25 protein-coding genes and 1 pseudogene are annotated in these 24,678 nt (G+C 68.8%); 17 read left to right on the forward strand and 9 right to left on the reverse strand.

The features are described from left to right. Positions 1-60: 60 nt before the first annotated feature. Both FHG54_RS09845 and FHG54_RS09850 read left to right on the forward strand, forming a co-directional pair. Positions 61-1,233 (forward strand): glycoside hydrolase family 3 N-terminal domain-containing protein, encoded by a 1,173-nt coding sequence (locus tag FHG54_RS09845; protein ID WP_233437742.1) that lies wholly within the window; start codon positions 61-63, stop codon positions 1,231-1,233. A gap of 115 nt (positions 1,234-1,348) precedes the next feature. Continuing rightward, on the forward strand, positions 1,349-1,912 hold the full coding sequence (locus FHG54_RS09850; protein WP_139417118.1) for a YceI family protein: 564 nt from the start codon (positions 1,349-1,351) through the stop codon (positions 1,910-1,912). Between the two features lie 61 nt (positions 1,913-1,973). Here FHG54_RS09850 and FHG54_RS09855 read toward each other — a convergent pair whose 3' ends face one another. Continuing rightward, positions 1,974-3,080 carry a winged helix DNA-binding domain-containing protein gene (locus FHG54_RS09855; protein WP_168197154.1) on the reverse strand — a complete coding sequence of 369 codons (1,107 nt, stop codon included), beginning with the start codon at positions 3,078-3,080 and terminating at the stop codon, positions 1,974-1,976. A 156-nt stretch (positions 3,081-3,236) separates the two neighbouring features. Here FHG54_RS09855 and FHG54_RS09860 point away from each other — a divergent pair, with 156 nt between their 5' ends. The 4 genes from FHG54_RS09860 to FHG54_RS09875 all read left to right on the forward strand — a co-directional run bounded on the left by FHG54_RS09860 (position 3,237) and on the right by FHG54_RS09875 (position 6,526). Continuing rightward, a complete protein-coding gene (locus FHG54_RS09860) occupies positions 3,237-4,835 on the forward strand; it encodes an ABC-F family ATP-binding cassette domain-containing protein (protein ID WP_139417120.1) in 1,599 nt (532 codons plus the stop codon). A 69-nt stretch (positions 4,836-4,904) separates the two neighbouring features. Next, complete coding sequence (locus FHG54_RS09865) at positions 4,905-5,447, forward strand: PadR family transcriptional regulator (protein ID WP_139417121.1); 543 nt, start codon at positions 4,905-4,907, stop codon at positions 5,445-5,447. Positions 5,448-5,515: 68 nt separating this feature from the next. After that, on the forward strand, positions 5,516-6,121 hold the full coding sequence (locus FHG54_RS09870) for a serine hydrolase domain-containing protein (RefSeq protein WP_210415426.1): 606 nt from the start codon (positions 5,516-5,518) through the stop codon (positions 6,119-6,121). 27 nt (positions 6,122-6,148) lie between these two features. Then, complete coding sequence (locus FHG54_RS09875) at positions 6,149-6,526, forward strand: hypothetical protein (protein ID WP_139417122.1); 378 nt, start codon at positions 6,149-6,151, stop codon at positions 6,524-6,526. A 59-nt stretch (positions 6,527-6,585) separates the two neighbouring features. Here the strand turns inward: FHG54_RS09875 and FHG54_RS09880 are convergent, their stop codons facing one another. From FHG54_RS09880 to FHG54_RS09890, 3 genes are read right to left on the reverse strand one after another with little or no spacing between them, the layout of a single operon-like run. Further along, complete coding sequence (locus tag FHG54_RS09880) at positions 6,586-7,452, reverse strand: SURF1 family cytochrome oxidase biogenesis protein (protein ID WP_168197155.1); 867 nt, start codon at positions 7,450-7,452, stop codon at positions 6,586-6,588. After that, complete coding sequence (locus tag FHG54_RS09885; RefSeq protein WP_139417124.1) at positions 7,449-7,706, reverse strand: hypothetical protein; 258 nt, start codon at positions 7,704-7,706, stop codon at positions 7,449-7,451. The genes FHG54_RS09880 and FHG54_RS09885 overlap by 4 nt, the downstream gene beginning before the upstream one ends. Continuing rightward, positions 7,703-8,053: a DUF3099 domain-containing protein gene (locus FHG54_RS09890; RefSeq protein WP_139417125.1), complete on the reverse strand. Its 351-nt coding sequence runs from the start codon at positions 8,051-8,053 to the stop codon at positions 7,703-7,705. The genes FHG54_RS09885 and FHG54_RS09890 overlap by 4 nt, the downstream gene beginning before the upstream one ends. A 132-nt stretch (positions 8,054-8,185) precedes the next feature. On the opposite strand from FHG54_RS09890, the gene fabG reads away from it, so the two are divergent. Next, positions 8,186-8,896, forward strand: coding sequence for a 3-oxoacyl-ACP reductase FabG (gene fabG, locus FHG54_RS09895; RefSeq protein WP_139417126.1), 711 nt, complete (start codon positions 8,186-8,188; stop codon positions 8,894-8,896). A 26-nt stretch (positions 8,897-8,922) separates the two neighbouring features. On the opposite strand, the gene serB is transcribed toward fabG, so the two are convergent. Together serB and FHG54_RS09905 are read right to left on the reverse strand one after the other, a co-directional pair. Then, positions 8,923-9,585, reverse strand: coding sequence for a phosphoserine phosphatase SerB (gene serB, locus FHG54_RS09900; protein WP_233437743.1), 663 nt, complete (start codon positions 9,583-9,585; stop codon positions 8,923-8,925). Beyond that, positions 9,582-10,829, reverse strand: coding sequence for a glucose-1-phosphate adenylyltransferase (locus FHG54_RS09905; RefSeq protein WP_139417127.1), 1,248 nt, complete (start codon positions 10,827-10,829; stop codon positions 9,582-9,584). The genes serB and FHG54_RS09905 overlap by 4 nt, the downstream gene beginning before the upstream one ends. 81 nt (positions 10,830-10,910) lie before the next feature. Between FHG54_RS09905 and glgA the strand changes: the two genes are divergently transcribed. The 3 genes from glgA to FHG54_RS09920 all read left to right on the forward strand — a co-directional run bounded on the left by glgA (position 10,911) and on the right by FHG54_RS09920 (position 13,327). Beyond that, positions 10,911-12,098 carry a glycogen synthase gene (gene glgA / locus FHG54_RS09910; protein WP_139417128.1) on the forward strand — a complete coding sequence of 396 codons (1,188 nt, stop codon included), beginning with the start codon at positions 10,911-10,913 and terminating at the stop codon, positions 12,096-12,098. Positions 12,099-12,166: 68 nt separating this feature from the next. Beyond that, complete coding sequence (locus FHG54_RS09915; RefSeq protein ID WP_139417129.1) at positions 12,167-12,952, forward strand: ABC transporter ATP-binding protein; 786 nt, start codon at positions 12,167-12,169, stop codon at positions 12,950-12,952. Positions 12,953-13,078: 126 nt separating this feature from the next. Next, the gene (locus FHG54_RS09920; RefSeq protein ID WP_056650308.1) at positions 13,079-13,327 is read left to right on the forward strand and encodes a type B 50S ribosomal protein L31; all 249 of its coding nucleotides are present in this window, start codon (positions 13,079-13,081) and stop codon (positions 13,325-13,327) included. An 84-nt stretch (positions 13,328-13,411) separates the two neighbouring features. On the opposite strand, the gene FHG54_RS09925 is transcribed toward FHG54_RS09920, so the two are convergent. Next, complete coding sequence (locus FHG54_RS09925; RefSeq protein ID WP_139417130.1) at positions 13,412-14,110, reverse strand: exonuclease domain-containing protein; 699 nt, start codon at positions 14,108-14,110, stop codon at positions 13,412-13,414. A 126-nt stretch (positions 14,111-14,236) separates the two neighbouring features. Between FHG54_RS09925 and FHG54_RS09930 the strand changes: the two genes are divergently transcribed. Further along, positions 14,237-15,130 carry an alpha/beta fold hydrolase gene (locus tag FHG54_RS09930; RefSeq protein WP_139417131.1) on the forward strand — a complete coding sequence of 298 codons (894 nt, stop codon included), beginning with the start codon at positions 14,237-14,239 and terminating at the stop codon, positions 15,128-15,130. Then, complete coding sequence (locus tag FHG54_RS09935) at positions 15,127-16,224, forward strand: glycosyltransferase family 4 protein (protein ID WP_139417132.1); 1,098 nt, start codon at positions 15,127-15,129, stop codon at positions 16,222-16,224. The genes FHG54_RS09930 and FHG54_RS09935 overlap by 4 nt, the downstream gene beginning before the upstream one ends. 33 nt (positions 16,225-16,257) lie before the next feature. On the opposite strand, the pseudogene FHG54_RS09940 reads toward FHG54_RS09935, so the two are convergent. Then, positions 16,258-17,104: pseudogene (locus FHG54_RS09940) on the reverse strand (NAD-dependent protein deacetylase). 89 nt (positions 17,105-17,193) lie between these two features. On the opposite strand from FHG54_RS09940, the gene FHG54_RS09945 reads away from it, so the two are divergent. Together FHG54_RS09945 and FHG54_RS09950 are read left to right on the forward strand one after the other, a co-directional pair. Beyond that, positions 17,194-18,021, forward strand: a complete 828-nt coding sequence (locus tag FHG54_RS09945; RefSeq protein WP_139417133.1) for a TrmH family RNA methyltransferase — start codon at positions 17,194-17,196, stop codon at positions 18,019-18,021. After that, on the forward strand, positions 18,008-19,258 hold the full coding sequence (locus FHG54_RS09950; protein ID WP_139417134.1) for a D-alanyl-D-alanine carboxypeptidase family protein: 1,251 nt from the start codon (positions 18,008-18,010) through the stop codon (positions 19,256-19,258). The genes FHG54_RS09945 and FHG54_RS09950 overlap by 14 nt, the downstream gene beginning before the upstream one ends. 28 nt (positions 19,259-19,286) lie before the next feature. Here FHG54_RS09950 and FHG54_RS09955 read toward each other — a convergent pair whose 3' ends face one another. Further along, complete coding sequence (locus tag FHG54_RS09955) at positions 19,287-20,072, reverse strand: SGNH/GDSL hydrolase family protein (protein ID WP_139417135.1); 786 nt, start codon at positions 20,070-20,072, stop codon at positions 19,287-19,289. A gap of 84 nt (positions 20,073-20,156) precedes the next feature. Here FHG54_RS09955 and FHG54_RS09960 point away from each other — a divergent pair, with 84 nt between their 5' ends. The 3 genes from FHG54_RS09960 to FHG54_RS09970 all read left to right on the forward strand — a co-directional run bounded on the left by FHG54_RS09960 (position 20,157) and on the right by FHG54_RS09970 (position 24,678). Continuing rightward, on the forward strand, positions 20,157-21,956 hold the full coding sequence (locus FHG54_RS09960) for a DEAD/DEAH box helicase (RefSeq protein WP_233437744.1): 1,800 nt from the start codon (positions 20,157-20,159) through the stop codon (positions 21,954-21,956). Between the two features lie 64 nt (positions 21,957-22,020). Further along, positions 22,021-23,403 carry an MFS transporter gene (locus FHG54_RS09965; protein WP_139417137.1) on the forward strand — a complete coding sequence of 461 codons (1,383 nt, stop codon included), beginning with the start codon at positions 22,021-22,023 and terminating at the stop codon, positions 23,401-23,403. Positions 23,404-23,505: 102 nt separating this feature from the next. Next, positions 23,506-24,678: a globin domain-containing protein gene (locus tag FHG54_RS09970; RefSeq protein WP_139417138.1), complete on the forward strand. Its 1,173-nt coding sequence runs from the start codon at positions 23,506-23,508 to the stop codon at positions 24,676-24,678.

Below are 24,678 nucleotides of genomic sequence, written 5' to 3' on the forward strand. Positions count from 1 at the left end.
GCGAGTCTACCCACGACAGCTCTCGGCGCCCGTTCGGACACGCGCCGTAGAGTCGTTCGCGTGCGAGTCACCCGAACAGCGAGACTGCCGCTCCTGATGGCGGCGGTGCTCTTCGCGATGACGGCATGCGCCGGCACTGCCGCGAGTCGCGATACGTCGCCTTCGGCCGCACCGACCCAGGGCGCCGCTCCTGCTCCGGCGCCGATCGACCCGATCGCGGAGTGGGTCGACGAACGGATGTCGCAGCTCACGGTCCAGCAGAAGGCGGCGGCGCTGCTCATGGTGCACGCACCGGGCCTCGACCCCGCACCCGTGCGCGCCTACGTCGACGCGGGCGTGTCGGGAGTCATCCTCATGGGCGACAACGTGCCCGCCGGCCCGGTCGAGCTCGCAGCCTTCACGGCAGCCGTGCAGTCCGGCCTCGAGACACCAGTGCTCATCGGCATCGACGAGGAGGGCGGCGAGGTGCAGCGCCTGCCGTGGGACGGCGCGCCGGCCGCCGACACCCTGCGCGCGGAGCCGCCTGCAGCCGCACAGGCGGCATTCGCCGCCCGGGCCGCCGCGCTCGCCGACAGCGGCGTGACCGTGAACTTCGGCATCGTCGCCGATGTCACGCCCGACCCCGACTCGTTCATCTTCGGGCGCGTGCTCGGCACCGACCCCGTCGGGGCGGCCGAGCGGGTTTCGGGTGCCGTCGCGGGGGAGCGCGGAGTCGTGGCGAGCACCCTCAAGCACTTCCCGGGCCACGGTGCCGCACCCGGCGACTCGCACTCGAGCGTGCCGTCTGCTGCCCTCACGATCGACGAATGGCGGGCCGGCCCTGCGTTGCCGTTCGCGAGCGGCATCGACGCCGGTGCCGAACTCGTCATGACGGGCCATCTCAGTTATCCCGCGGTGGATCCGGCTCCGGCGTCACTCTCGCCGGAATGGCACCGCCTGCTCCGAGACGAGCTCGGCTTCGACGGCGTCATCGTGACCGACGACATGCTCATGCTCCAGCACAACGGCTTGGCCGAGTATGCGGATCCGGGGGAGAACGCCGTGCGTGCCGTGGCGGCTGGAGCCGATCTCCTGCTGTACGTACTGCCGGCGGATCCCGCATCGGTGGGCATTTCCATCGACGGACTCGTCGGCGCGATCGTCGGGGCAGTGCAGACGGGGCGCATCACGCCGGTGCAACTCGACGCCGCGGTCGAGCGGGTCCTCACCCTGCGTCGCACGCTTTCGAGCTGAACCCGTGAAGCGGCTGACACATCTCGATCGGGCTGGAATACCGGTGCAGTCTATGCGTTTGTATACGTGTGGCCGAACGGCCGCACGACATCGAACACACAGGAGACCGCTCAACATGACGACCACCGCATCGACGATCGAAATCCCCGGGTACCGCGCCGGCAGCTGGAAGATCGACCCCACTCACAGCGAGGTCGGCTTCAGCATCCGCCACATCATGATCAGCAAGGTGAAGGGCAAGTTCGAGCGCTTCGACGCGACCTTCATCACGGCCGAGAACCCGCTCGACTCGAGTGTGACCGCGTCGGCCGAGGTCGCCTCCGTGACCACGAACGAGCCGAACCGCGACGCACACCTGCGCACCGGCGACTTCTTCGAGGCCGAGACCTACCCGACGATCGACTTCGTCTCGACCGGCGTGCGCGTCGAGAAGGGCGACTTCAAGGTCGACGGTGACCTCACGATCCGCGGCATCACGAAGCCGGTCACGTTCGACTTCGACTTCGGCGGCTTCGGCGGCGACCCCTTCGGCAACTACAAGGGCGGCGCTACGGCGAAGGCTGTCGTCAACCGCGAGGACTTCGGTCTGCAGTACAACGCGGCGCTCGAGACCGGCGGCGTGCTGCTCGGCGACCAGGTGACGATCACGCTCGAGCTGCAGGCCGCCCTCGAGCAGTAGGCAGCGGGCGTGGCTTCGCGAAGGGTCGGATGCCTCGTGCACCCGGCCCTTCGTCGTCGGTTCACGTCGACGTGATCTCGCCGAGCTCGGTCGACCAGAATGCGGCCCAGCGGTCGAACGCGGGGCGGAAGCGGCTCACCGCCGGACGGCCGCGGAACCGCGTCACGTCGATCGACGTCGTGCCGCGACGCTCGGGCGCACGGCGCCAGGTGCCGACGACCTCTCCGTCTGCGACGAGGATCGGGAGGAACAGGCCGTTCTTGCCTGGCACGACGCGCAGTGCGTCGGCGTCGGAGCAGAACGCCGTGCGGTCGCCGTAGCCGAGGAAGTACTCGTCGAACGATGCGAGCACGTGGCGGCCCGACGGCGCGGCCGAGGCGGTTTCGGCCGAGGCCGAGGGGGCGTCGACTGCGACGAAGCGCTCGGCGTCGAACGGGGTCACCGTCTCGCCGGCGGCGGCCTGCGCGACGCGCGCCTGCGTGAGCGTGAGGCCCGTCCACCAGGCGAAGTCGCGAACAGTGACCGGTCCATGACCGCGTGTGTACCCGGCGAACAGCCGCCCGAGGATCTCGTCGGTGTCTTCGGGCTCGTCGGAGCGGCGCGGCGACCACTCGTCGAGCAGCACGAAGCGTTGCCTCGCGCGGGTCTCGACCGGGCCGCAGCAGAGCAGCCCCTCATTGGCGAGGCGCCAGATGAGGTGATAGCCGCGTTGGCCTGCGGTGTCGACGCCGGCCGCCGCCCAGGCGACCTGCAACTCATTGCGCGTCGCGGACCGCCCGCCCTCGAGCTCGCGCACCGCGACGCGGCGGGCGACGGCATGCACCTCGTCGTCGATGCCTTCGTCGCGGTGGGTCTTCGCCGCCTGCTGCATGAGTCGCGCCGCCGTGAGGCGGAGGATGGGCCGCAGCATCTCAGGGGCGACGAAGTGCAGGGTGCCGCGCATCGGCCACGAGCGAAGCAACTGCCGCCTGTCGATGGCTTCGTCGATCGTCGCCTCGGTCGTGCCGGCGACCCGAGCCCCGAGCACCCACTTCGCGGCGGCGAGATCTTGCGCCTGAAGGCAGACCAGCCGCTCGACGGCAGTGACGGGGGAGTCGAACCCGTCGTCGAGACCGTGAGCGGCCAGTCGGGCGGTGCGCACCGCCGAAGTCGAGGCATGCGTCGTCATGCTCCGAGTGTGGCGGAAGCCGGCGACATCCGCTCGATGCCCCGTTCTGCGAGACGAGCATGCTCGCGTTGCGACGGTGCCGTTCCGGGCGGGATAGACTGGGAGGCTGTGCCACTCGGCACGCCAACCCACCCAGTCGTCTTCGGAGGAATCGCCGTGCTCGCCGTCCATGATCTCGAGATCCGCGTCGGTGCACGCGTGCTGATGGAGAACGTGAACTTCCGCGTCTCCGACGGCGACAAGATCGGCCTCGTCGGTCGCAACGGCGCCGGAAAGACCACCCTCACGAAGACACTCGCCGGCGAGTCGCTCCCGACCGGCGGCCGGATCGATCGCGGCGGCGAGATCGGCTATCTCCCTCAGGACCCGCGGTCGGGCGACCCCGAGATGCTCGCGCGCACGCGCATCCTCGATGCCCGCGGGCTCGGGTCGCTCGTGCTCGGAATGCACGAGGCCTCGATGAACATGGGCAGCGACGACCCAGAGGTCGCCGATCGGGCCATGAAGAAGTACGGCAACCTCACCGACCGCTTCACGGCGCTCGGCGGCTACGCGGCTGAGGCGGAGGCCGCCTCCATCGCCTCGAACCTGAACCTGCCCGATCGCATCCTCGACCAGCCGTTGAAGACCCTCTCCGGCGGCCAGCGTCGCCGCATCGAACTCGCCCGCATCCTCTTCTCCGATGCGCAGACGATGATCCTCGACGAGCCGACCAACCACCTCGACGCCGACTCGGTCGTGTGGCTCCGCGAGTTCCTGAAGGGCTACAAGGGCGGCGTCATCGTGATCAGCCACGACGTCGAACTCGTCGGCGACGTCGTGAACCGGGTCTTCTACCTCGACGCCAACCGGTCGGTGATCGACATCTACAACATGGGCTGGAAGCACTACCAGCGCCAGCGCGCCGCCGATGAGGAGCGGCGCAAGAAGGAACGTGCGAACGCCGAGAAGAAGGCCGACGTGCTGAAGCTGCAGGCCGCGAAGTTCGGCGCCAAGGCGTCGAAGGCCGCAGCGGCGCACCAGATGGTCGCGCGCGCCGAGAAGCTGCTCGCCGGTCTCGAGGAGGTGCGCGCCGTCGACCGGGTCGCCAAGCTCCGCTTCCCGACGCCGGCACCCTGCGGTCGCACGCCGATCACCGCGTCGGACCTCTCGAAGAGCTACGGTTCGCTCGAGATCTTCACCGCGGTCGACCTCGCGATCGACCGTGGTTCGAAGGTCGTCATCATCGGTCTGAACGGTGCGGGCAAGACCACGCTGCTCCGCATCCTCGCCGGCGTCGACCAGCCCGACACGGGTATCGTCGATGCCGGGCACGGCCTGCGTGTCGGCTACTACGCGCAGGAGCACGAGACGATCGACGTCAAGCGATCGGTGCTTCAGAACATGGTCAGCGCATCGCCGAACCTCACCGAGACCGAGGCGCGCAAGGTGCTCGGTTCGTTCCTCTTCACGGGCGACGACGTGCACAAGCCGGCCGGCGTGCTCTCGGGCGGAGAGAAGACCCGGCTGGCACTCGCGATGATCGTCGTCTCGGGGGCGAACGTGCTCCTCCTCGACGAGCCGACGAACAACCTCGACCCTGCGAGCCGTGCCGAGATCCTCGACGCCCTCGCGCACTACGAGGGCTCGGTCGTTCTCGTCTCGCACGACCCCGGCGCGGTCGAGGCGCTGAACCCCGAGCGCGTGCTCATCATGCCCGATGGCACCGAAGACCACTGGAGCCGCGACTACCAGGAGCTCATCGAGCTGGCGTAGCCCGGCGGCGATACTGAGCCGGCGAGATCAGCTATAGGATCGCGCACATATATGCGCTAGCCTATAGGTATGTCTCTTCGCCATGCGATCCTCGGGCTGCTCTCCATCCGGCCGATGAGCGGCTACGACCTGAAGAAGACCATCGACGAGAGTGTCGGGCACTTCTGGACGGCGGATCAGTCGCAGATCTATCGCACGCTGACGGGTCTGGTCGATGAGGGGATGGCGTCCCGCGAGACCGTCGTGCAGAGTGGGCGGCCCAACCAGCACGTACATGGTGCGACGGAGCTCGGGTTGGCAGAACTCGACAGATGGCTCGCGTCGCCGATGGAGCCGCAACCGACTCGGGAACCATTCCTGGCCCGCCTGTTCTTCGCAGACCGGATGCCAGCGCATGAGATTCGGAAACTGCTCCACGCGCGCAGACACGACGTGACTCTGCAGTTGGCGGCGCTGGAGATGATCGCTGTTCCGGCCGCTGTGCCGGAGAACGTCACCGAGACCGAATTCGTGCTTCGCATGGCCACACTCGCCAACGGCATCGCCCACGCCAGGGCCGAGCTCGACTGGCTGGAGTCCATAGAACGTCAGCTCGGGGAACTCGCGTCGTGATGCAGCCCCGCTCACTCGAGCTCGATCGCACCGCGAGGCGCTACGCCGCGAAGCCGAGCGTGTCCGAGATGAGTTTCGCCATCGAGCAGCCCTCCACCGGCTTCACCTGGAGGTTCGGCGATGTCGAGCAACCGTTCTACATCGCCGGCATCACCAAGCTGTACACGGTCGCGATCATCATGCAGCTGCGTCACGAGGGGATTCTCTCCCTCGACACGCGGGTCGCTGCGGTGCTCGGCGACGAGGCGATGCGCGGCTTGGTCGTTCACGACGGGCACGACTACGGGGCCGAGATCGTGGTGTGCAGCGACACCAATTACGACCTGCTCGGGCGCATCATCGAAGTCAGCACGTCGAACAGCTCTGACCACGAACTTTCGCAGCGAGTCATCGCACCGCTCGGCTTGGAATCGACCTGGTTAGTCACCGAGCGCTCGCTCGACCGCCACCACGAACCCATCGACTACGGCATCGGAATGATGCGCTACCGGACGCCGCGCTGGCGATCACCGCGCTCACCGATCTCAGAGATGATCGGGCATTCCGGATCGCTCGGAACCGTGCTCCACTACGCGCCAGAACGCGATCTCTACATGTCGGGCACGGTCAACCAGATGCGCTCTCGCAGTCTTCCGTATCCACTGCTGTCGAGGCTCGTCGCGGAGTGCGCCTGAGCGTCGCAACTCGAAGGGGCAGTACGCATGGTCATCGGTTCGCTCGTCATCGCACTCACCGTGGTCGCGGCGCTGTCAGTGCTGCAGGTGCTGGCCGCGTCTGGCCGACCCGTTGGGCAGTTCGTCTGGGGCGGCGCGCATCGCGTGCTGCCTCGGCGGTTCCGCATCGGGAGTGCAGTATCGATACTCCTCTACGCCGGGTTCGCAGCGCTGCTGCTCAGCCGAGCAGCGGTGGTGCCGGGCGGCGAGAGCACGATCGTGCGTGTGCTCACGTGGGTGCTGTTCGGCTACTTCGCTCTTGGAATGCTTCTCAACGCGATCTCGCGCAGTCGGGCCGAACGCTTCACGATGGCGCCGACCTGCGCCGTGCTCGCGGTGACGACGCTCGTCATCGCGCTCAGCTGACGGTGCCGAAGCAGTCGGCCCTCGCGTCGCATCTCACGTTCGATTCGAGTGCGCGTGGATCACCCTGAGCGCTCGGTCCGGGCGCTCGCCTCCCGACCGTCGAGCACGCCGTCTTCCAGATCGGCATCGGCGTCTCGCCGCTTCGGCTTCCGTTTTCGCGCGGCGCGAGTCGCGGCATCCGTCGAGCCGGAGGTCTCGGCGAGCGCCTTGCGCTCCTGGTTCGCCGCCCACGCGAGACCGATGAAACCCATCATGGCGAAGACGTACCACTGCAGCGCATACGAGAGGTGCGGGCCCTCGTCGCGCTCGGGGCGCGCTGCTGCGAGCGGTGGTTCGCCGGCATCGGCGCCCGATTGCACGAGCACGCCGTATGCGGCGGTGTAGCTCGGATCGCCGACGCGCTCGGAGAGCTCTTCGAGGTCGATCGTCGCGAACTCGTTGCCGGTCGACGTGCGACCGTCGATACGCCCTTCACCGGCTTTCAACCGAGCCTCGACTTCGACCTGGCCGCTCGGCGGTGGCGGCACCTCGCTCGGCCGGCCCTCGGAGTTCTGTGCGATCCAACCGCGATCCACCATGAACACGGAGCCGTCGTCGAGCCGGAACGGCGTGATGACCTGGAAGCCGGTGGTGCCCCCGAAGGGCCGGTTGCGCACGACAACCTCCTCGCTCGGCAGGTACTCGCCCGAGAGGGCGACGACCTGCCAGCGCTGATCGATGTCGAACGCGTCGGGCTCGGGCAGCGCCTCGGCGACCGGCACCGCGGGCGCGTCGTAGTTCGCGTCGATACGGGCGACCTCGGCGAGCGCCTCGGTGCGCCGGTTGAACTGCCAGGAGCCGAGCGCCGAGCAGACGATCGCGAAGATGATCGTGAGCAGGAGATATCCGGCCCATCGCCGATGCAGGAGGAACCGCCACTCGTTCACGAACGGTCTCCTTCGGCAGTGCCCGGTCGAGGCTCGTGAGCGTCGGCGAATGCCGCCACCGCGACCGGGAACGACCGTGCCTCGAGAAAGCCGCGAAGGTAGTCGACGTGCTCGTCGCACGCGAGCCACGTCTTGCCGCGATCGCCCGTGTGGATGCGGGGATTGCGCCAGTCGATGCGCCAGCTCGCCGGCGCACGGCATTCCGCGCGCGAGCAGACGCCGTGGTCGGGCGACGCGCCCAGCCCACCGATCATGCGGTGCCGCGTTCGTCGTGGCGCGTCGAGCGGTCGTCGTCCCCGCCGTGCGCGGAATCCGCTGCGCCCGGTGAATCAGCGACAGGGGGAGTGCGCCGAACAAGACCGCCCGGGCGCAGCACGTTACGCCGCCCGCCCGAGCCCTCCACGTTCGCGACCACGACGGCGAAGTACGGGAGGATGATCGCTCCGGCGGCGAGCACCGCCAGCCACCAACCCCTCGCGAACAGCATGCCGATGACGCAGAGCACACGGATCGACATCGCGATCGAGTACTTGATCATGCGCGCCCGCCGCTCAGCCTCTGGCGAGGGCGGCAGCATGGTGATCGACTGCTGCTGCTTCATGGTGGTCACCGTGGTTCTTCGGCGCTCCTCTCCGTCAAGCCTACGTCCGCAGACGGGTGACGGATGCCTCGATTGCCCGAGCCTCTATGCTGAAACGGGCCGATCGGCCCGACGCCAGAAGGAGAAGTACGCATGACGACGAGCCGCACCGTTCTCGTGACCGGTGGCAACCGAGGCATCGGCTTCGCGATCGCCGGCGAGTTCATCGCCCAAGGGCACCGTGTCGCGGTCACCGCTCGTTCCGGCGAGGGACCAGAGGGCTCCCTCACGGTTCGGGCCGATGTGACCGACGCGGCATCCGTCGACGCGGCCTTCACCGAGATCGAGGCCGCACTCGGCGCGGTCGAGGTCGTCGTCGCCAATGCCGGCATCACGCGCGACACGCTGCTTCTGCGCATGAGCGAAGACGACTTCACGAGCGTCGTCGACACGAACCTCACCGGCGCGTTCCGTGTCGTCAAGCGCGCATCGAAGGGCATGCTGAAGGCACGCTTCGGCCGCATCGTGCTCATCTCGAGCGTCGTCGGCCTCTACGGTTCGGCCGGACAGGTCAACTACTCGGCGTCGAAGGCGGGGCTCGTCGGCATGGCCCGCTCGCTCACTCGCGAACTCGGGGCGCGCAACATCACGGCCAACGTCGTGGCACCGGGGTTCATCGAGACCGACATGACCGGTGAACTGCCCGAGGCGCAGCAGGCCGAGTACAAGAGGAGCATTCCGCTCGCCCGCTTCGCCTCTCCCGCCGAGGTCGCGAAGGTCGTCACGTGGGTCGCGGGCGATGACGCCGGATACATCTCGGGCGCCGTCATCCCCGTCGACGGCGGACTCGGCATGGGGCACTGAGCGGGCGACGGGAGGCACGCCGCTGCTCAGCCGAGAAGGCCGAGCGCCGCGAGTACCGGCGACAGGTCTGGGCGGTCGATCGCCACATCCGCCTGCGCACGCACGATCGGCTTCGCGCAGAATGCGATGCCGAGTGCCGCACGGTCGAGCATCAGCAGGTCGTTCGCGCCGTCGCCCACGGCGACGGTGCGCTCGATCGGGATGCCGCCGGCCTCGGCCCACTCGACGAGCGCCGCTGACTTGGCGCTCGCGTCGACGATCGGGCCGTCGACGACCCCGGTGAGGCGGCCGTCGACGACCTCGAGCCGATTCGCCCGGCAGAAGTCGAGCCCGAGGTGTTCGGCGAGCGGGTCGAGCAGTTCGTGGAACCCGCCGGAGACCACACCGACTCGGCCGCCGGCGGCGTGAACACCGTCGATGAGCCGTTGCACGCCGGGCGTGGGGGTCATGCGCCCTCGCGCGGCGGCGAGGGCGTCGGCGTCGAGGCCGGCGAGCGTCGCCACGCGCTCGCGCAGGCTCTCGGCGAAGTCGAGCTCGCCGCGCATCGCGCGCTCGGTCACCGACGCGACGTGCTCGAGGCTGCCGGCCGCCTCGGCGAGCAGTTCGATCGCCTCCTCGCGGATCAGCGTCGAGTCGGCATCGAGCACCACGAGCGGGCCGCTCGCGCGGCCGGTGGTGCCGCTGCTCACGGGTTGGCCCGGACGCGCGATCCCTTGCCCACGACGGTGATGCCGCTCTCGGTCACGATGAAGCCGCGGGCGAGGTCTTCGGCGCGATCGACGCCGATGCGGGCACCGGCGTCGACGACGACCTCCTTGTCGAGGATCGCCCGCCGCACGGTCGCACCGGCATCGATGCGCGCCCGATCGAAGAGGATCGAATCGGCCACGTGCGCGCCCGACCCGACCTTCGACCACGGTCCGATGACGCTGCGTTCGACGTGGGCGCCCGAGATGACCGAACCGAGCGAGACGATCGAGTCGATCAGGGTGCCGAGCGTGCCGCGCGCGTCACGCGTGAACTTCGCCGGGGGAGAGTTCAACTGCTGGCTGAAGATCGGCCACTCGCTGTTGTAGAGGTTGAACACGGGCAGCACCGAGATGAGGTCCTGGTGCGCTTCGAAGAACGAATCGATCGTTCCGACATCGCGCCAGTAGTACCGATCGCGATCGGTCGAGCCCGGCACGTCGTTGCGCTGCAGGTCGTAGACACCGGCGGTGCCCTCGGCCACGAACGCCGGAATGATGTCGCCGCCCATGTCGTGGCTCGAGTCGGTGCGTTCACCGTCGCGAAGCACGGCATCGATGAGCGCATCGGCGTTGAAGACGTAGTTGCCCATCGAGGCGAGCACCTCGTTCGGCGAATCGGGGAGTCCGACCGGGTCGGTGGGCTTCTCGAGGAATCGGTGGATGCGGCCCGGGTCGTCGGGGTCGACCTCGATGACACCGAACTGATCGGCCAGACCGATCGGCTGCCTGATCGCGGCGACCGTCGCGGCGGCACCCGAATCGATGTGCGCCTGGATCATCTGGCCGAAGTCCATGCGGTACACGTGGTCGGCGCCCACGACGACGATGATGTCGGGCTGCTCGTCGTAGATGAGGTTGAGGCTCTGCAGGATCGCGTCGGCGGAACCCGAGAACCAGCGCTTGCCGAGGCGTTGCTGCGCGGGCACCGAGGCGATGTAGGAGTTCAGGAGGCCGTTCATGCGCCATGTCTGCGAGACGTGGCGGTCGAGGCTGTGCGACTTGTACTGCGTCAGCACGACGATCTGCCGGAGGCCGGAGTTCAGCAGATTCGAGAGTGCGAAGTCGATCAGGCGGTACTGCCCGCCGAAGGGCACCGCGGGCTTCGCACGGTCCTCAGTCAATGGCATGAGTCGTTTGCCCTCGCCGCCTGCGAGGACGATGCCGAAAATCTTGCGCGTCAACATGACCCAACCATAACCAGCACGAAGCATCGGCGCCGCCGAAACGTCGGGGCATTACGAATGCCGCTGCGATACCTTTGCAGCATGCGAGTCGATCTGCTCACCCGCGAGTATCCACCCGAGGTCTACGGGGGCGCCGGCGTGCACGTCGCCGAGTTGGTACGGGCGCTGCGTACCGGCATCGACGTGCAGGTGCGATGCTTCGGCGCGCCGCGTAGCGAGGCCGGGACCGTCGGGTACCCGACGCCGCCGGAGTTCGACGCGGCGAACCCGGCGCTCGGCACGATGGGGGTCGATCTGCTCATGGCCGGCGACACGGCCGGCGCCGATCTCGTGCATTCGCACACCTGGTACGCGAACTTCGCCGGGTTCACTGCGAAGCGCCTGCACGGGATGCCGCACGTGGTCTCTGCGCACAGCCTCGAGCCGTTGCGGCCTTGGAAGGCCGAACAGCTCGGCGGTGGGTACCGGCTGTCATCGTGGGTCGAGCGAGCCGCGTTCGAAGACGCCGATGCGGTCATCGCGGTGAGCGACGGCATGCGCCGCGACATCCTTCGTTCGTATCCCGCCATCGACCCGGCGAAGGTGGAGGTCGTCTACAACGGCATCGACCTCGAGCACTGGGCTCCGCGTGACGACCCCGATGCGGTGCGGGCGCTCGGCGTCGACCCCGATCGACCGTCGATCGTCTTCGTGGGTCGCATCACCCGGCAGAAGGGGCTGCCGTACTTGCTTCGCGCAGCGCGCCTGCTGCCCGAAGACGTGCAACTCGTGCTGTGCGCCGGCGCACCCGACACCGAGGAGATCATGGCGGAGGTCACGTTCCTCGTCGAGGAGCTGAGCGCCGAACGCAGCGGAGTCGTCTGGATCGACCGGCACCTGCCGCGCGCCGAGCTCTCCGCGCTGCTCACGGCGGCGACGACGTTCGTCTGCCCCTCGGTCTATGAGCCGCTCGGCATCGTGAACCTCGAGGCGATGGCGTGCGGTGCCCCGGTGGTCGGCACCGCGACGGGCGGCATCCCCGAGGTCGTCGCCGATGGCGTCACCGGAGTGCTCGTGCCGATCGAGCAGCTCGACGACGGTACCGGCACGCCCGTCGACCCCGATCGATTCGTCGCCGATCTCGCCGCCGCGCTCACCGCAGTCGTGAGCGACCCCGTGCGCGCCGCAGAGATGGGCGCGGCCGGTCGACGCCGTGCGGAGGCCGAGTTCGGCTGGGCGGCGATCGCCGATCGCACGCTCGAGTTGTACCGTCGAGTGCTCGCCCGCTGACGTTCGGCGACGTGCTCGGCGCCTGGTGTGCGCCGAACGACCCCCGCGCTGCCGATAGCATTGGACGTATGGCGAGCACGGTTCTGCAGTTCCACGATGTGTCGGTGGTCCGCGATGGCAACACGATCCTCGACTCCGTCGAATGGAGCGTCGACTCCGATGAGCGCTGGGTCATCCTCGGGCCCAATGGCGCGGGCAAGACGACGCTGCTGCAGATCGCCGCGGCGGCGATGCACCCGAGTTCGGGTACCGCCGAGGTGCTGCAGGAGTCGCTCGGCAAGGTCGACGTCTTCGAGTTGCGTCCCATGATCGGCTTCGCCTCGACGGCGATGGCCCGCAAGATCCCGCGCAACGAGACGGTCATCGACGTGGTGCTCACTGCCGCATACTCGGTCACCGGCCGCTGGAACGAGGAGTACGAGGCGATCGACCTGCGCCGGGCGCAGCGCGTGCTCTCCGAGTGGGGCCTCGACGGCTTCGCCGACCGCCGCTTCGGCAGCCTCTCCGACGGCGAGCAGAAGCGCGTGCAGATCGCCCGCTCCGTCATGACCGATCCCGAGCTGTTGCTGCTCGACGAGCCCGCCGCGAGCCTCGACCTCGGCGCTCGCGAAGAGCTCGTCGCGCTGCTCGGCGGCTATGCCGCATCGTCGGCATCTCCCGCGATCGTGATGGTCACGCACCACGTCGAAGAGATCCCCGTCGGCTTCACGCACGCGATGCTGTTGCAGAAGGGCGGCATCGTGACGGCAGGGCCACTTGCGGAATCGCTGACCGCTGAGAATCTCTCCAAGACGTTCGGCATGTCGATCGAACTGACCGAGACCGACGGTCGATACGCGGCCCGCGCCGTGTGACGGTGCGCGGCCGTCGGTTCTGCTAAGATCGATAGCTGGCCCGTGGGCCAACCTTTTCCTGCGTGCGCGCAGGCCTTTCGAATCCACCGTCCGTTGCTACACCAGCTGAAATCCAAGGAAGTCTCCATGAAGACCGACATCCACCCCGAGTACAACGCCATCGTCTTCCGCGACCTCGCTTCGGGCGCCACGTTCCTCACCCGCTCGACGGCGACGAGCGACAAGACGATCGAGCTCGACGGTGAGACCTACCCGGTCATCGATGTCGAGATCTCGTCGGAGTCGCACCCGTTCTACACGGGCAAGCAGCGCATCATGGACTCGGCCGGCCGCGTCGAGAAGTTCAACCAGCGCTTCAAGAACTTCGGCGCCTGAGCACTGCCGCACGAGAAGAGCCCCGCCGTCGGCGGGGCTCTTCTGCGTCTCGCAGGGCGAGACGCCGCCCTGACGGTGGCCGGTTCAGCGCACCGGCCAAGCGCCCGACGTCGTGAACTCGGGCTCTCCGTTCTTGCGGCGCCACGCCTGGTAGCTCTCGGCCTGCTCGCGGCTCCAGTCGACCTGACGGGCATGCAGCTCGGCGACGGCGGTCGCGGCGAGCTGAGGATACGCGCGGGCGATGGCCTGGGCGACTCTGCCCGCTGCCACGGCGTCGGCGCCGGCGTCGTGGGCGTCGTCGAGCACGACCTCGTAGTGTTCGGCGGCCGCAGACAGCGTGCGCTTTCCGCGGCGATACTTGTCGACGGCCTTGTCGATGACGAGCGGGTCGATGACCGCACCGGGGGCGGGCAGGGGAGCGAGGCCGTAGCGCGCCGCCTCGCGGTCGAGGATCGTGAGGTCGTAGGCGGCGTTGTACGCGACGATCGGCAGGCCCCGCGCCGCGGCATCCGTCACAGCGCCGATGATCTCGGCGACCGCGCCGGGAGCCGCCTGCCCTTCGAGGCGAGCGCGCTCGGTGCTGACACCGTGGATGAGCGACGCGGCGGTCGGGATCTCGACCCCTGGATCGACGAGCCACTCGCGCTGCTCGAGCACCTCGCCCGAGGCGCCGAGCACGCCGACGTGCGCGGTGACGATGCGGCACGTGTCGACGTCGATGCCCGTCGTCTCGAGGTCGAAGACGGCGAGGGTATCGGCCCAGCGGGCTCCCAGAAGATCCATGCCGTCAGGCTATGTTCGGCCACCGTCATCGAGGCCGTGCGGAGGCGCGTGTCGGCGGCATCCACGAGTCGTCGCTCCTCCACAGGGAACAGGAGCGGCCCAGCGACGCGCCATAGAATGGCGAGGATGATCACCTCTCCCTACGCCGAGCAGCTCGCTCGCATCCCCGTGCGAGCGCACCGCATCGACGTCGACGGCACCGAGACCGCCTGGTGGGAGTACGGCGAAGCGGATGCCCCGGTGCTCGTGCTCGTGCACGGCTTCCGCGGTGACCACCACGGCCTCGAACCCGTCGTCGCCCAGTTGCCCGGGTTCCGCATCATTTCGCCCGACCTCCCGGGATTCGGTGAATCGGCGACCTTCTCGTCTCGCCCGCACGACATCGAGGCCTACGCCGCCTGGCTCGTCGCGTTCATCGACGCCGTCGGCATCACCGGCCCCTACGCCCTGCTCGGCCACTCGTTCGGCTCGATCATCTCCGCGGCCGCCGTCGCCGGGGGGCTCTCTCCTGAGCGCCTCGTGCTCGTCAACCCGATCGGCGCTCCGGCCCTCGAGGGTCCGCGCGGCGTCATGACCCGCCTCGCCGTGCTGTACTACCGCACCGCCGCCGCGTTGCCCGAGCGTGCGGGTTTCGCCCTCCTGCGAAACGGCGCCATCGTGCGGGTCATGAGCGTGACGATGGCCAAGACCCGTTCGAAGTCGCTCCGCCGTTTCATCCACGACCAGCACGCCCGCTACTTCTCGGCGTTCGGCGACCGCGACGCCGTGCTCGAGGCGTTCCGGGCCTCCGTCAGCAACGACGTGAGCCAGTTCGCCGCCGACATCGCGGTGCCGACGCTCCTCGTCGCCGCCGAGCGCGACGACGTCACGCCGCTCACTGCACAGCACCGACTCGTCACGCTCTTCCCCGACGCGACGCTCGAGGTGATCCCCGAGGTCGGTCACCTCATCCACTACGAGACGCCCGGTGACGCCGCCTCGCGCATCCTGAGGTTCCTCGGCGCCGGGGCGCGCGCGTGAGGATCGTCGTCGACTGCCGCTACACCCGCATCGGGCAGCACGACGGCATCAGCCGGTTCACGGCGGGCATCGTGACCGAGCTCGGAAGGCGGCATCCGCTCACCATGCTCGTGAGCGACCATCGTCAGCTCGACATGCTGCCCGAGCTGCCGTGGCAGCTCGTGAGCTCGCCGACGAGCATCCGCGAGCCGCTCGTTGCACGTCAGGTCAGGAAGCTGCGCCCCGACGTCGTCTTCACGCCGATGCAGACGATGGGGTCGTGGGGCCGCGACTACAAGCTGCTGCTGACCCTGCACGACCTGATCTACTACGAGAACCGCACGCCGCCGCGCGACCTGCCGGCCCCCGTTCGGCTCCTGTGGCGCCTCTACCACCTCGCCTGGTGGCCGCAGCGCATGCTGCTGAACCGTGCCGACCAGGTCGTGACGGTCTCCGAGACGACGGCAGGGCTCATCCACGAGCACCACCTCACCGATCGGCCCGTCACCGTCGTGCCGAACGCGGCCGATGACCTCGGCGCTCCGGCGCTGCCGCGCACGCGTCCAGTGGGCCACCGGCTCGTCTACATGGGCTCGTACATGCCCTACAAGAACGTCGACACGCTCGTGCGCGCCGTTGCGGCACTGCCCGACCACGAGCTGCACCTGCTGAGCCGAATCAGCGACGGCGAGCGGACCCGGTTGACCCGTCTCGCACCGCAGGCCCGGCTCGTCTTCCACAACGGTGTGACGGATGCCGCGTACGCCGAGTTGCTCTCGAATGCGACCGCACTCGTGCACGCCTCGAAGGCCGAGGGTTTCGGCATCCCGCTCGTCGAGGCGATGCGCCTCGGCACGCCATCCGTCGTCAGCGACATACCGATCTTCCGCGAGATCGGCGGTGATGCCGCCGTCTACTTCGACCCCGACAACCCCGAATCGCTCGTCGCCGCCCTGTGGTCGCTCGAGCGCCAGGGGGAGTGGGAACGGCGCTCGGAGGCATCCGTCGGCGTCGCCGCCCGCTACAACTGGGCGGCGTCGGCTGAGCGACTGCTCGCGCTCATGCAGTCGACGGTGGTCGGCACTGGGCGACGCCGTCGACGTCGCGCCGGCTGAGACGCGATTCCCGGGCTCAGCCGGTCGCTGTGGTCAGGAATCGAGCGCGGTGACGATGGCTGCGAGCGTCTCGCTCGCTCCGGCCTCGATCTTGACCGCCGCCCGGACGTCGCCCTTGGTGACGCCGCGATTGACCACGATGATCGGCAGGCGCTTGCGTCGAGCCTGCTCGATGAGCCGCATGCCCGAGTTCACGACGAGCGACGAGCCGGCCACGAGCAGAACGTCGGCGCCCCTGCACGAGCGAGGCGGCCGCCTGGAAGACGTCGGCGGGCACGAACTCGCCGAAGAAGACCACGTCGGGCTTCAGGATGCCGCCGCAGACGGTGCACGCAGGAATCACCATGGCGTCGACGTCGTCGACCTCGACATCGCCGTCGGGTGCCGGCCGGATCGCCGTCTCGAGGTCGATCTCGGGGTTCAGCGTCTCGAGCCGTGCAGCGATCGCCTGACGGGCGAAGCGCTGGCCGCAGGTGAGGCACAGCACACGGTCCATGCTGCCGTGGAGTTCGATGACGTGCTGATTCCCGGCGCGCCGGTGCAGGCCGTCGACGTTCTGCGTGATGACGCCGTTGACGTGGCCGCGCGCTTCGAGTTCGGCGAGGGCGAGGTGGCCGCGGTTGGGCGCCGCGCTCGCGAAGTTGCGCCACCCGAGGTGGCTGCCCGCCCAGTAGCGCTTGCGCGCCCGTTCCGACGCGAGAAAGGACTGGACCGTCATCGGCGTGCGCACGGGAGCACCTTCGCCGCGGTAGTCGGGGATGCCGGAATCGGTGCTGACCCCGGCACCGGTGAGCACCGCGATGCGGGTGCCGCGGAGCAGCTCGATCGCCTCGGCGAGCCGCGGTTCGGCCGCGACCGGCGCCTCGATGCCAGTGCTCAAGCGGGCCTCCCTTCGACGATGATCCGAGTCTAGACGGGTCCGTTTTCCGGATTGTTTCGTGCACTGGCAGGCTTGGGGTGAGGAGACTGATGCACATCGAACGAGTCCGCGACGCGGCATCCGATGCGGTGGCCGATTACGCCCGGCTCACCGACGTCGCACTTCGCAGCGTCAACGAGCCCGAACAGGGGCTCTACATCGCCGAGTCCGCGAAGGTCATCCGCCGTGCGATCACCGCCGGGCACACGCCGCGCTCGGTGCTCATGGAGGAGAAGTGGTTCGCGGCGCTCGAACCCGTGCTGGCGCCGTTCGACATTCCGGTGCACCTCGCCGACCCCGACCAGCTCGAGGCGATCACGGGGTATCGAGTGCACCGCGGTGCACTCGCGGCGTTCGAGCGGCCGGCACTCGCCGACCCGGCGGAACTCCTCGCGCATGCGCGCCGGGTCGTGGTGCTCGAAGACATCGTCGACCATACGAACGTGGGCGCGATCTTCCGCAGCGTCGCAGCGCTCGGCGCCGACGCGGTGCTCGTGAGCCCGCGCTGCGCCGACCCGCTCTACCGGCGCAGCGTGCGAGTGAGCATGGGCACGGTGTTCCAGGTGCCGTGGACCCGGCTGCCGGAATGGCCCGAAGCGGCGCGGATGCTGCACGCACACGACTTCTCGATCGCCGCACTCGCCCTCGCCGAGGAAGCGGTCTCGTTGCCGGTGCTCGCGGCCGACCCACCCGAGCGTCTCGCGCTCGTCTTCGGCGCCGAGGGCGACGGCCTCAGCCGAACCGCCCTCGCCTCGGCTGACACGGTTGTGACGATCCCCATGCGGCTCGGCGTGGACTCCCTGAACGTCGCTGCCGCGGCGGCCGTCGTGCTCTACGCGGTCGCGCTCGACGAGGAGGCCGCCGATGACCGAGGATGAGGCGCGTGCCGCGAAGGCGCGCGTGTATCGTCGCCGTCGCATCGTCGTCTTCAGCGCGCTCGCGATCGTCGTCGCGCTGCTCACGACGGGCGGCGTCTACACGTCCAACGCGCTCGGCGCGGCGGTGCCGGCGGCCGCGCCGCAGATCACCGACCCCGAACCGGTCGCCGCGGCTGCGCAACCGCTCGCGCTGCCCGGATTCGGCAGCTACGCCGTCGGCGCCGTCGGGTTCGACGGGCTCATGGCCGCCGGCAACGAGTCGACGCCGATGGCGATCGCGAGCATCACGAAGATCGTCACGGCGCTCACCGTGCTCGAGGCGAACCCGATCCCCGCCGGCGAGAGCGGTCCCGACATCGAGTACACCGAGGCCGACGTCGACATCTACTGGGACATGGTGGCCCAGAACGGCTCGGTCGCCCCGGTCGAGGCCGGCGCCGTCCTGAGTCTCAGGGAGAGCCTCGAAGCACTGCTCGTGCCGTCGGGCAACAACTACGGCATCTCGATCGCGAACTGGGCCTTCGGCTCCGAGCAGGCGCTCGTCGATCGTGCCAACGCCTGGCTGGCTGCCCACGGGCTCGCGAACACGCACGTCGTCGATTCCAGCGGCATGTCCGATGACAACGTCAGTACCGCGGCCGATCTGGTCGTGCTCGGCCAGATCGCGCTCCAAGACCCGACCCTCGCAACCATCGTGGCATCGGCGAGCGTCGAGATCCCCGAGATCGGCGTCCTCACGAACTCCAACAAGATGCTCGGCACCCACGGCGTCGACGGCATGAAGACGGGCACGACGGATGACGCGGCGAACCTGCTCTTCACCGCCGACTACGCCGTGGGCTCGTCCACCGTGACCGTGGTCGGCGTGTTGCTCGGCGGCCAGACGCATGCCGCGGTGAACGAGGCCATCGCGGCCCTGCTCGACTCCGTCGCCCCGGGTTTCCACGAGGTCGCACCGCTCACGGCGAACCAGGTGCTCGCCGAGTACTCGACACCGTGGGGCGAGTCCGCACGGGCGCGCACGGCCGAGGGGGCGACGCTCGTCGTGTGGGGCGAGACGCCCGTCGATGTCGAGGTGCAGGCCGAACCCGTGACGCTCGCCCAGCGCGGCGAGAACGTCGGCGCCGCGATCGTGCGTGCCGGATCTCAGGAGTTCAGCGTGCCCCTCGTGCTCGACGCGGCGATCGAAGACCCCGGCACCTGGTGGCGCCTCACGAATCCGGGAGCGCTCGACTGACGCCGGCGAGCCTCTGACGACAGGTTGTTCACCCGGGAAGCGTGAACGGCCCGGCATCCGGTCGTTTCGCGCTGACGCGGTCGCCCGACGACTGATGGCGAACTCGGCGCAGCACCCACGGCACGAGGTATTCGCGCGCCCAGGTGAGGTCTTCGACGCGTGCCTGGCGCCACGTGCTCGACGGTAGCGGCTCGGGCTTCAGCGGTTCGAGCGTGTTCTCGACGTTGAGCGCGTCGACCACCATGCGCGCGACAGTGTGGTGGCCGAGCGAGTTCAGGTGCAGCCGGTCGGGGGCCCACATCCGCTGGTCCTGAATGGCGGTGAGCGCCCACTGGTCGGCGACGATGCAGTCGTACTTGGCCGCGATCGAGCGCAGGTTCTCGTTGTAGATCGCGACCTTGCCGCGGATGCCGCGGAAGACGGGGGAGAACCCGACGTCGACGCCGGTGAAGATGACGATCGTCGCGTGATCGCGGGAGAGGCGTTCGATCGCGTACTCGAATCGCGCCGCGATCTCGTCGGGGTCGGTGCGAGGTCGGATGACGTCATTGCCGCCGGCCGAGATCGTGATGAGGTCGGGGCGCAGCGCGAGCGCGGGTTCGATCTGCTCGTCGACGATCTGCTGGATGAGCTTGCCGCGCACGGCGAGGTTCGCGTAGGCGAAGTCCTCGGTGCCCTGCGCCAGCACCTCTGCGACCCGGTCGGCCCATCCGCGGTGCCCGCCGGGCGTGCCCGGCTCTGGGTCGCCGATGCCCTCCGTGAACGAGTCGCCGAGGGCGACGTAGCGCGACCAGGGATGCTGCGGCGAGACCATGCCTCCATTGTGCCGTGTCTCTCACCGGGTACCTCCCCGCACCGGTTTCGGGGATGTCGTGCCCCTCCGCTACGCTCGGATCCAGTGAGCACCGCGATTCCTTTCGGCCCCCAGCCGGGCACGTCAGCCGCCGAGCACCTCTCACCTTCGTTCCCTGAGCGCGCCGCGTGGGGTACTGCATCGAAGCTCCGGGCGTGGCAGGCCGAGGCACTCGAGCAGTACCTCGCTGAACTGCCGCGTGACTTCCTCGCGGCCGCGACGCCGGGCGCCGGCAAGACGACGTTCGCGCTGCGCCTCGCGGCCGAGCTTCGCGCGCGGCGCATCATCGACCGCATCACCGTCGTGGCCCCGACCGACCACCTGAAGCGGCAGTGGGCGGATGCCGCGGCGCGCGTCGGCATCCGTCTCGACCCGGGGTTCCGCAACGCCCACGGCCGCAGCTCCCGGCACTATCACGGCGTCGCCGTCACGTACGCGCAGGTCGCGATGCGGCCCGCGCTGCACCGCGAACTGACGCTGTCGGGCAAGACCCTCGTGATCCTCGACGAGGTGCACCACGGCGGCGACGCGCTCTCGTGGGGCGACGCGATCCGTGAGGCGTTCGAACGCGCAGAGAAGCGGCTCTCGCTGACCGGCACGCCGTTCCGCTCAGACACCGCGCCCATCCCGTTCGTGCAGTACGTGCCCGATGCCCAGGGCGTGCGGCTGTCGAAGACCGACTACGACTACGGGTACGGCCGAGCCCTCGCCGACGGCGTCGTGCGCCCGGTGCTCTTCATGGTCTACGCGGGCCACATGCGCTGGCGCACGAAGGCGGGCGACGAGATGGAGGCGAGGCTCGGCGAAGACAACACGAAAGACATCACGTCCTCGGCGTGGCGCACCGCGCTCGAGCCGACTGGCGAGTGGATTCCCGCGGTGCTCGCCGCCGCTGACCGGCGCCTCACCGAAGTGCGCCACGGCATTCCCGACGCCGGCGGACTCGTCATCGCCACCGATCAGACCGTCGCCCGCGCCTACGCGCAGATCCTCGAGCAGATCTGCGGCGAGAAGGTCACGATCGTGCTCTCCGACGAGAAGGAGGCGAGCGCGCGCATCGAGGAGTTCTCGGCGAGCACCACTCGGTGGATGGTCGCGGTGCGCATGGTCTCCGAGGGGGTCGACGTGCCGCGCCTGGCCGTGGGCGTCTACGCCACGAGCGCATCGACACCGCTCTTCTTCGCCCAGGCGATCGGACGCTTCGTGCGAGCGCGTCGCCGCGGTGAGACGGCCTCCGTCTTCCTGCCGAACGTGCCGGGCCTCATGGCGCTCGCCGGCCAGCTCGAGCTCGAACGCGATCACGCGCTCGATCGGCGCGGCGGTGATGCCGACGACGACGGGCTCGACGACAGCCTGCTCGAGTCGGCCAATCGCGAGGAACGGGCTTCAGACGAGGAGATGGGGCTCGGCACCTGGGAGGCGATCGGGTCGGATGCCTCGTTCGACCGAGTGCTCTACGACGGCACCGAGTTCGGCACGCTCGCCGAGCCCGGCAGTGACGAGGAGCACGACTTCATCGGCATCCCCGGCATCCTCGAGCCCGAGCAGGTCTCCGAGCTGCTGCGGCATCGCCAGGCGCGTCAGGCCCGGCGGGCGGGCGAGCGGCACAAGCAGGTGGTCGCCGACGGAGACCCGGAACCCGTCGCCCTCTTCCGCACCTTGAAAGAACAGCGTTCATTGCTCAACAGCCTCGTGGGGCTGTGGGCGCGGCACACCGGCGAGGCGCACTCACTGGTGCACGGCGAGCTCCGCCGCGTCTGCGGCGGCCCAGCGGTCGCACAGGCGACGGTGACCCAGTTGCAGGCGCGCATCGAGTTCCTGCGCAAACGTCTCGGCAGCCGCTGACTGGCGATCTCGCAATCACCGGATGCCGCGGCCGGCGCCACCCCGGCGGGTCTAGCATTTCCGTATGGACCGTCGTTCGCGGGTGCTCGTCGTCGCCATCGTCGTCTCGTTCATCGCCTTCCTCGACGGCGCGGTCATCAACGTCGCGCTTCCGGCGATCGAGTCGGATCTCGGCGGCGGACTCGCGCTGCAGCAGTGGGCGGTCGACGCCTACCTGCTGACGCTCGGTTCGCTCATCCTCATCGCGGGGTCGTTGTCGGATTCGTTCGGGCGGCTTCGCATCATCCGCATCGGCCTGTACGGGTTCGCGGTCACCTCGGCGATCTGTGCGCTCGCCCCCGACGGGCTCGTGTTCATCATCGGCCGTGCCCTGCAGGGCGCCGCTGGAGCGCTGCTGGTGCCGAGCTCGCTCGCGCTCATCATTGCGACGTTTCCGTCGGCGGAGCAGGGCAAGGCGATCGGGCGGTGGACGGCGTGGACGACGGCGGCGTTCCTCGTGGGGCCGCTCCTCGGCGGAGCACTCGTCGATCTCGTCTCGTGGCGACTCGTCTTCTGGATCAATCTGCTTCCCATCGTCGTCTCCATCGTGCTCATGCGTGCACTCGGTCGCGATGCGCCGAATCCCGCGCGCGAGCGCATCGACTGGACCGGCGCGGCGCTCGGAGTCGTCGGGCTCGGGGGCACGGTCTTCGCGCTCATCGAACAGGGGCGCCTCGGGTGGTCGTCACCTCTCGTCTCCGTGTCGCTCGCGGTCGGGATCGTCGCACTCGTCGGGTTCCTCTGGTGGGAGCACCGGACGCCGCAGCCGATGCTGCCGCTGAGCCTCTTCCGCGCTCGGAATTTCGCTGCCGGCAACCTCGCCACGTTCTTCATCTACGCATCGTTCGCGCTCGGCCCGTTCGCGATCACGATCTTCCTGCAGGAGTTCGCCGGATTCCCGGCCACACTCGCCGGTCTTGCGACGCTGCCGCCGATGATCCTGCTCGTTCTGCTCGGCGCGTGGTTCGGCGGGCTCTCGTCGCGGTTCGGCCCGAGGATCTTCATGAGCCTCGGCCCGATCACCGTCGCGATCGGCTACCTGCTGATGCTGACCGTGAACGACGACGTGAACTACTGGACCCAGCTTCTGCCCGGCATCATCGTGACCGGGCTCGGCATGGCGATGACCGTCGCACCGCTCACGGCGACCATTCTCGGCGCGGTCGATCCAGCACGGGCGGGCATCGGTTCGGCCGTGAACAACGCCGTCGCACGAATCGCCGGACTCGTCGCGATCGCCGCGATCGGCGTCATCGTGGGCAGTCAGCTCGATGTCACGGGCTTCCACCGTGCTGCACTCGCGACGGCGGTCCTCCTGATCGTCGGCGGGCTCGTGTCATGGATCGGCATTCGCAATCCCGATCTCGCACCGGCGTCGCCTCCGTCGCCGGAGTCGGCGCGTGACTGACGGGGTACCGCAGCACCTGCGATTTGGCATCAAGTTCTACAGCGTGTAGAAATGACGTGAATCCGGCCGTCAGGTCGAGATACGACGCTCGAAGGAGAAACGATGCTGTCCGAGAAGTCCCGCCCCGTCATCGAAGCCACGCTGCCCGTCATTGCGGGACGCATCGCCGAGATCACGCCGAAGTTCTACGACCGTCTCTTCACGGCGCACCCGGAACTGCTCGACGGGATGTTCAGCCGTGCCAACCAGAACAACGGCACGCAGCAGCGGGCACTCGCCGGCAGCATCGCCGCCTTCGCATCGCACCTGATCGCGAACCCGGGCACCCTGCCCGAGGCGGTGCTGTCGCGGATCGCGCACAAGCACGCCGCGCTCGGCATCCCGGAATCCGGATACCCGATCGTCTACGAGCACCTGTTCGCGGCGATCGCGGAGGATCTGGGCGATGCCGGCACACCCGAGGTCGTCGAGGCCTGGACCGAGGTGTACTGGCTGATGGCCGACGCCCTCATCAAGATCGAGCGGGGCCTCTACGCGCGGCAGGCGAACGACGAGATGTGGACTCCGTGGCGAGTCACCGCCAAAGAGGCCGCAGGAGTCGGCTCCATCACCTTCCGGCTGACGCCGGCGAACGACACTCCGGTCACCCGTGCAACTCCGGGGCAGTACGTCTCCGTGCGTGTGCGGCTCGACGACGGTCTGAGCCAAGCTCGCCAGTACTCGCTGTCGGATCTCGTGGATTCGCTCACCGACCGGGTGTTCACCACCAAGCTCGACGAAGGCGGAGAAGTCTCCCCGCACCTGCACCGATCCGTGATGGTCGGCGACGTCGTCGAACTGTCCAACCCGTACGGCGACATCGAATTCGATGACTCCGACGGACCGATCGTGCTCGCAACGGCAGGCATCGGCTGCACTCCGAGCGCATCGATCCTGCAGTCCCTCGCGCAACGGGCATCGGACCGCCGGGTGCTCGTGCTCCACGCAGAGCAGCGCGCCGAGAACTGGGCGCTCGGGCACCAGATGCGCTCAGCGGTCGAGCAGTTGCCGAACGCCGACCTGCAGTTGTGGCTGGAGGAGGCCGCGACCGAGACGGGCGCCGAGTCCGGCTTCATGGACCTGGAAGGCGTCGCACTGCCGACCGGCGCGAAGCTCTTCCTGTGCGGGCCGGTGCCGTTCATGCGGTCCATCCGGTCGCAGGCCATCAGTGCAGGCATCCCCGCCACCGACATCCACTACGAGGTGTTCGGTCCAGACGTCTGGCTGGCGGCGTAA

Source organism: Agromyces laixinhei (genome assembly GCF_006337065.1).
GTDB classification, from domain to species: Bacteria; Actinomycetota; Actinomycetes; order Actinomycetales; family Microbacteriaceae; genus Agromyces; species Agromyces laixinhei.

Coding starts and splice junctions, on each gene's coding strand:
- FHG54_RS09850 (WP_139417118.1), top strand. CDS start 1,349: ATGACGACCACCGCATCGACGATCGAAATCCCCGGGTACCGCGCCGGC.
- FHG54_RS09855 (WP_168197154.1), bottom strand. CDS start 3,080: ATGACGACGCATGCCTCGACTTCGGCGGTGCGCACCGCCCGACTGGCC.
- FHG54_RS09865 (WP_139417121.1), top strand. CDS start 4,905: ATGTCTCTTCGCCATGCGATCCTCGGGCTGCTCTCCATCCGGCCGATG.
- FHG54_RS09870 (WP_210415426.1), top strand. CDS start 5,516: ATGAGTTTCGCCATCGAGCAGCCCTCCACCGGCTTCACCTGGAGGTTC.
- FHG54_RS09875 (WP_139417122.1), top strand. CDS start 6,149: ATGGTCATCGGTTCGCTCGTCATCGCACTCACCGTGGTCGCGGCGCTG.
- FHG54_RS09885 (WP_139417124.1), bottom strand. CDS start 7,706: ATGATCGGTGGGCTGGGCGCGTCGCCCGACCACGGCGTCTGCTCGCGC.
- FHG54_RS09890 (WP_139417125.1), bottom strand. CDS start 8,053: ATGAAGCAGCAGCAGTCGATCACCATGCTGCCGCCCTCGCCAGAGGCT.
- fabG (WP_139417126.1), top strand. CDS start 8,186: ATGACGACGAGCCGCACCGTTCTCGTGACCGGTGGCAACCGAGGCATC.
- FHG54_RS09905 (WP_139417127.1), bottom strand. CDS start 10,829: ATGTTGACGCGCAAGATTTTCGGCATCGTCCTCGCAGGCGGCGAGGGC.
- glgA (WP_139417128.1), top strand. CDS start 10,911: ATGCGAGTCGATCTGCTCACCCGCGAGTATCCACCCGAGGTCTACGGG.
- FHG54_RS09915 (WP_139417129.1), top strand. CDS start 12,167: ATGGCGAGCACGGTTCTGCAGTTCCACGATGTGTCGGTGGTCCGCGAT.
- FHG54_RS09920 (WP_056650308.1), top strand. CDS start 13,079: ATGAAGACCGACATCCACCCCGAGTACAACGCCATCGTCTTCCGCGAC.
- FHG54_RS09925 (WP_139417130.1), bottom strand. CDS start 14,110: ATGGATCTTCTGGGAGCCCGCTGGGCCGATACCCTCGCCGTCTTCGAC.
- FHG54_RS09930 (WP_139417131.1), top strand. CDS start 14,237: ATGATCACCTCTCCCTACGCCGAGCAGCTCGCTCGCATCCCCGTGCGA.
- FHG54_RS09945 (WP_139417133.1), top strand. CDS start 17,194: ATGCACATCGAACGAGTCCGCGACGCGGCATCCGATGCGGTGGCCGAT.
- FHG54_RS09950 (WP_139417134.1), top strand. CDS start 18,008: ATGACCGAGGATGAGGCGCGTGCCGCGAAGGCGCGCGTGTATCGTCGC.
- FHG54_RS09955 (WP_139417135.1), bottom strand. CDS start 20,072: ATGGTCTCGCCGCAGCATCCCTGGTCGCGCTACGTCGCCCTCGGCGAC.
- FHG54_RS09965 (WP_139417137.1), top strand. CDS start 22,021: ATGGACCGTCGTTCGCGGGTGCTCGTCGTCGCCATCGTCGTCTCGTTC.
- FHG54_RS09970 (WP_139417138.1), top strand. CDS start 23,506: ATGCTGTCCGAGAAGTCCCGCCCCGTCATCGAAGCCACGCTGCCCGTC.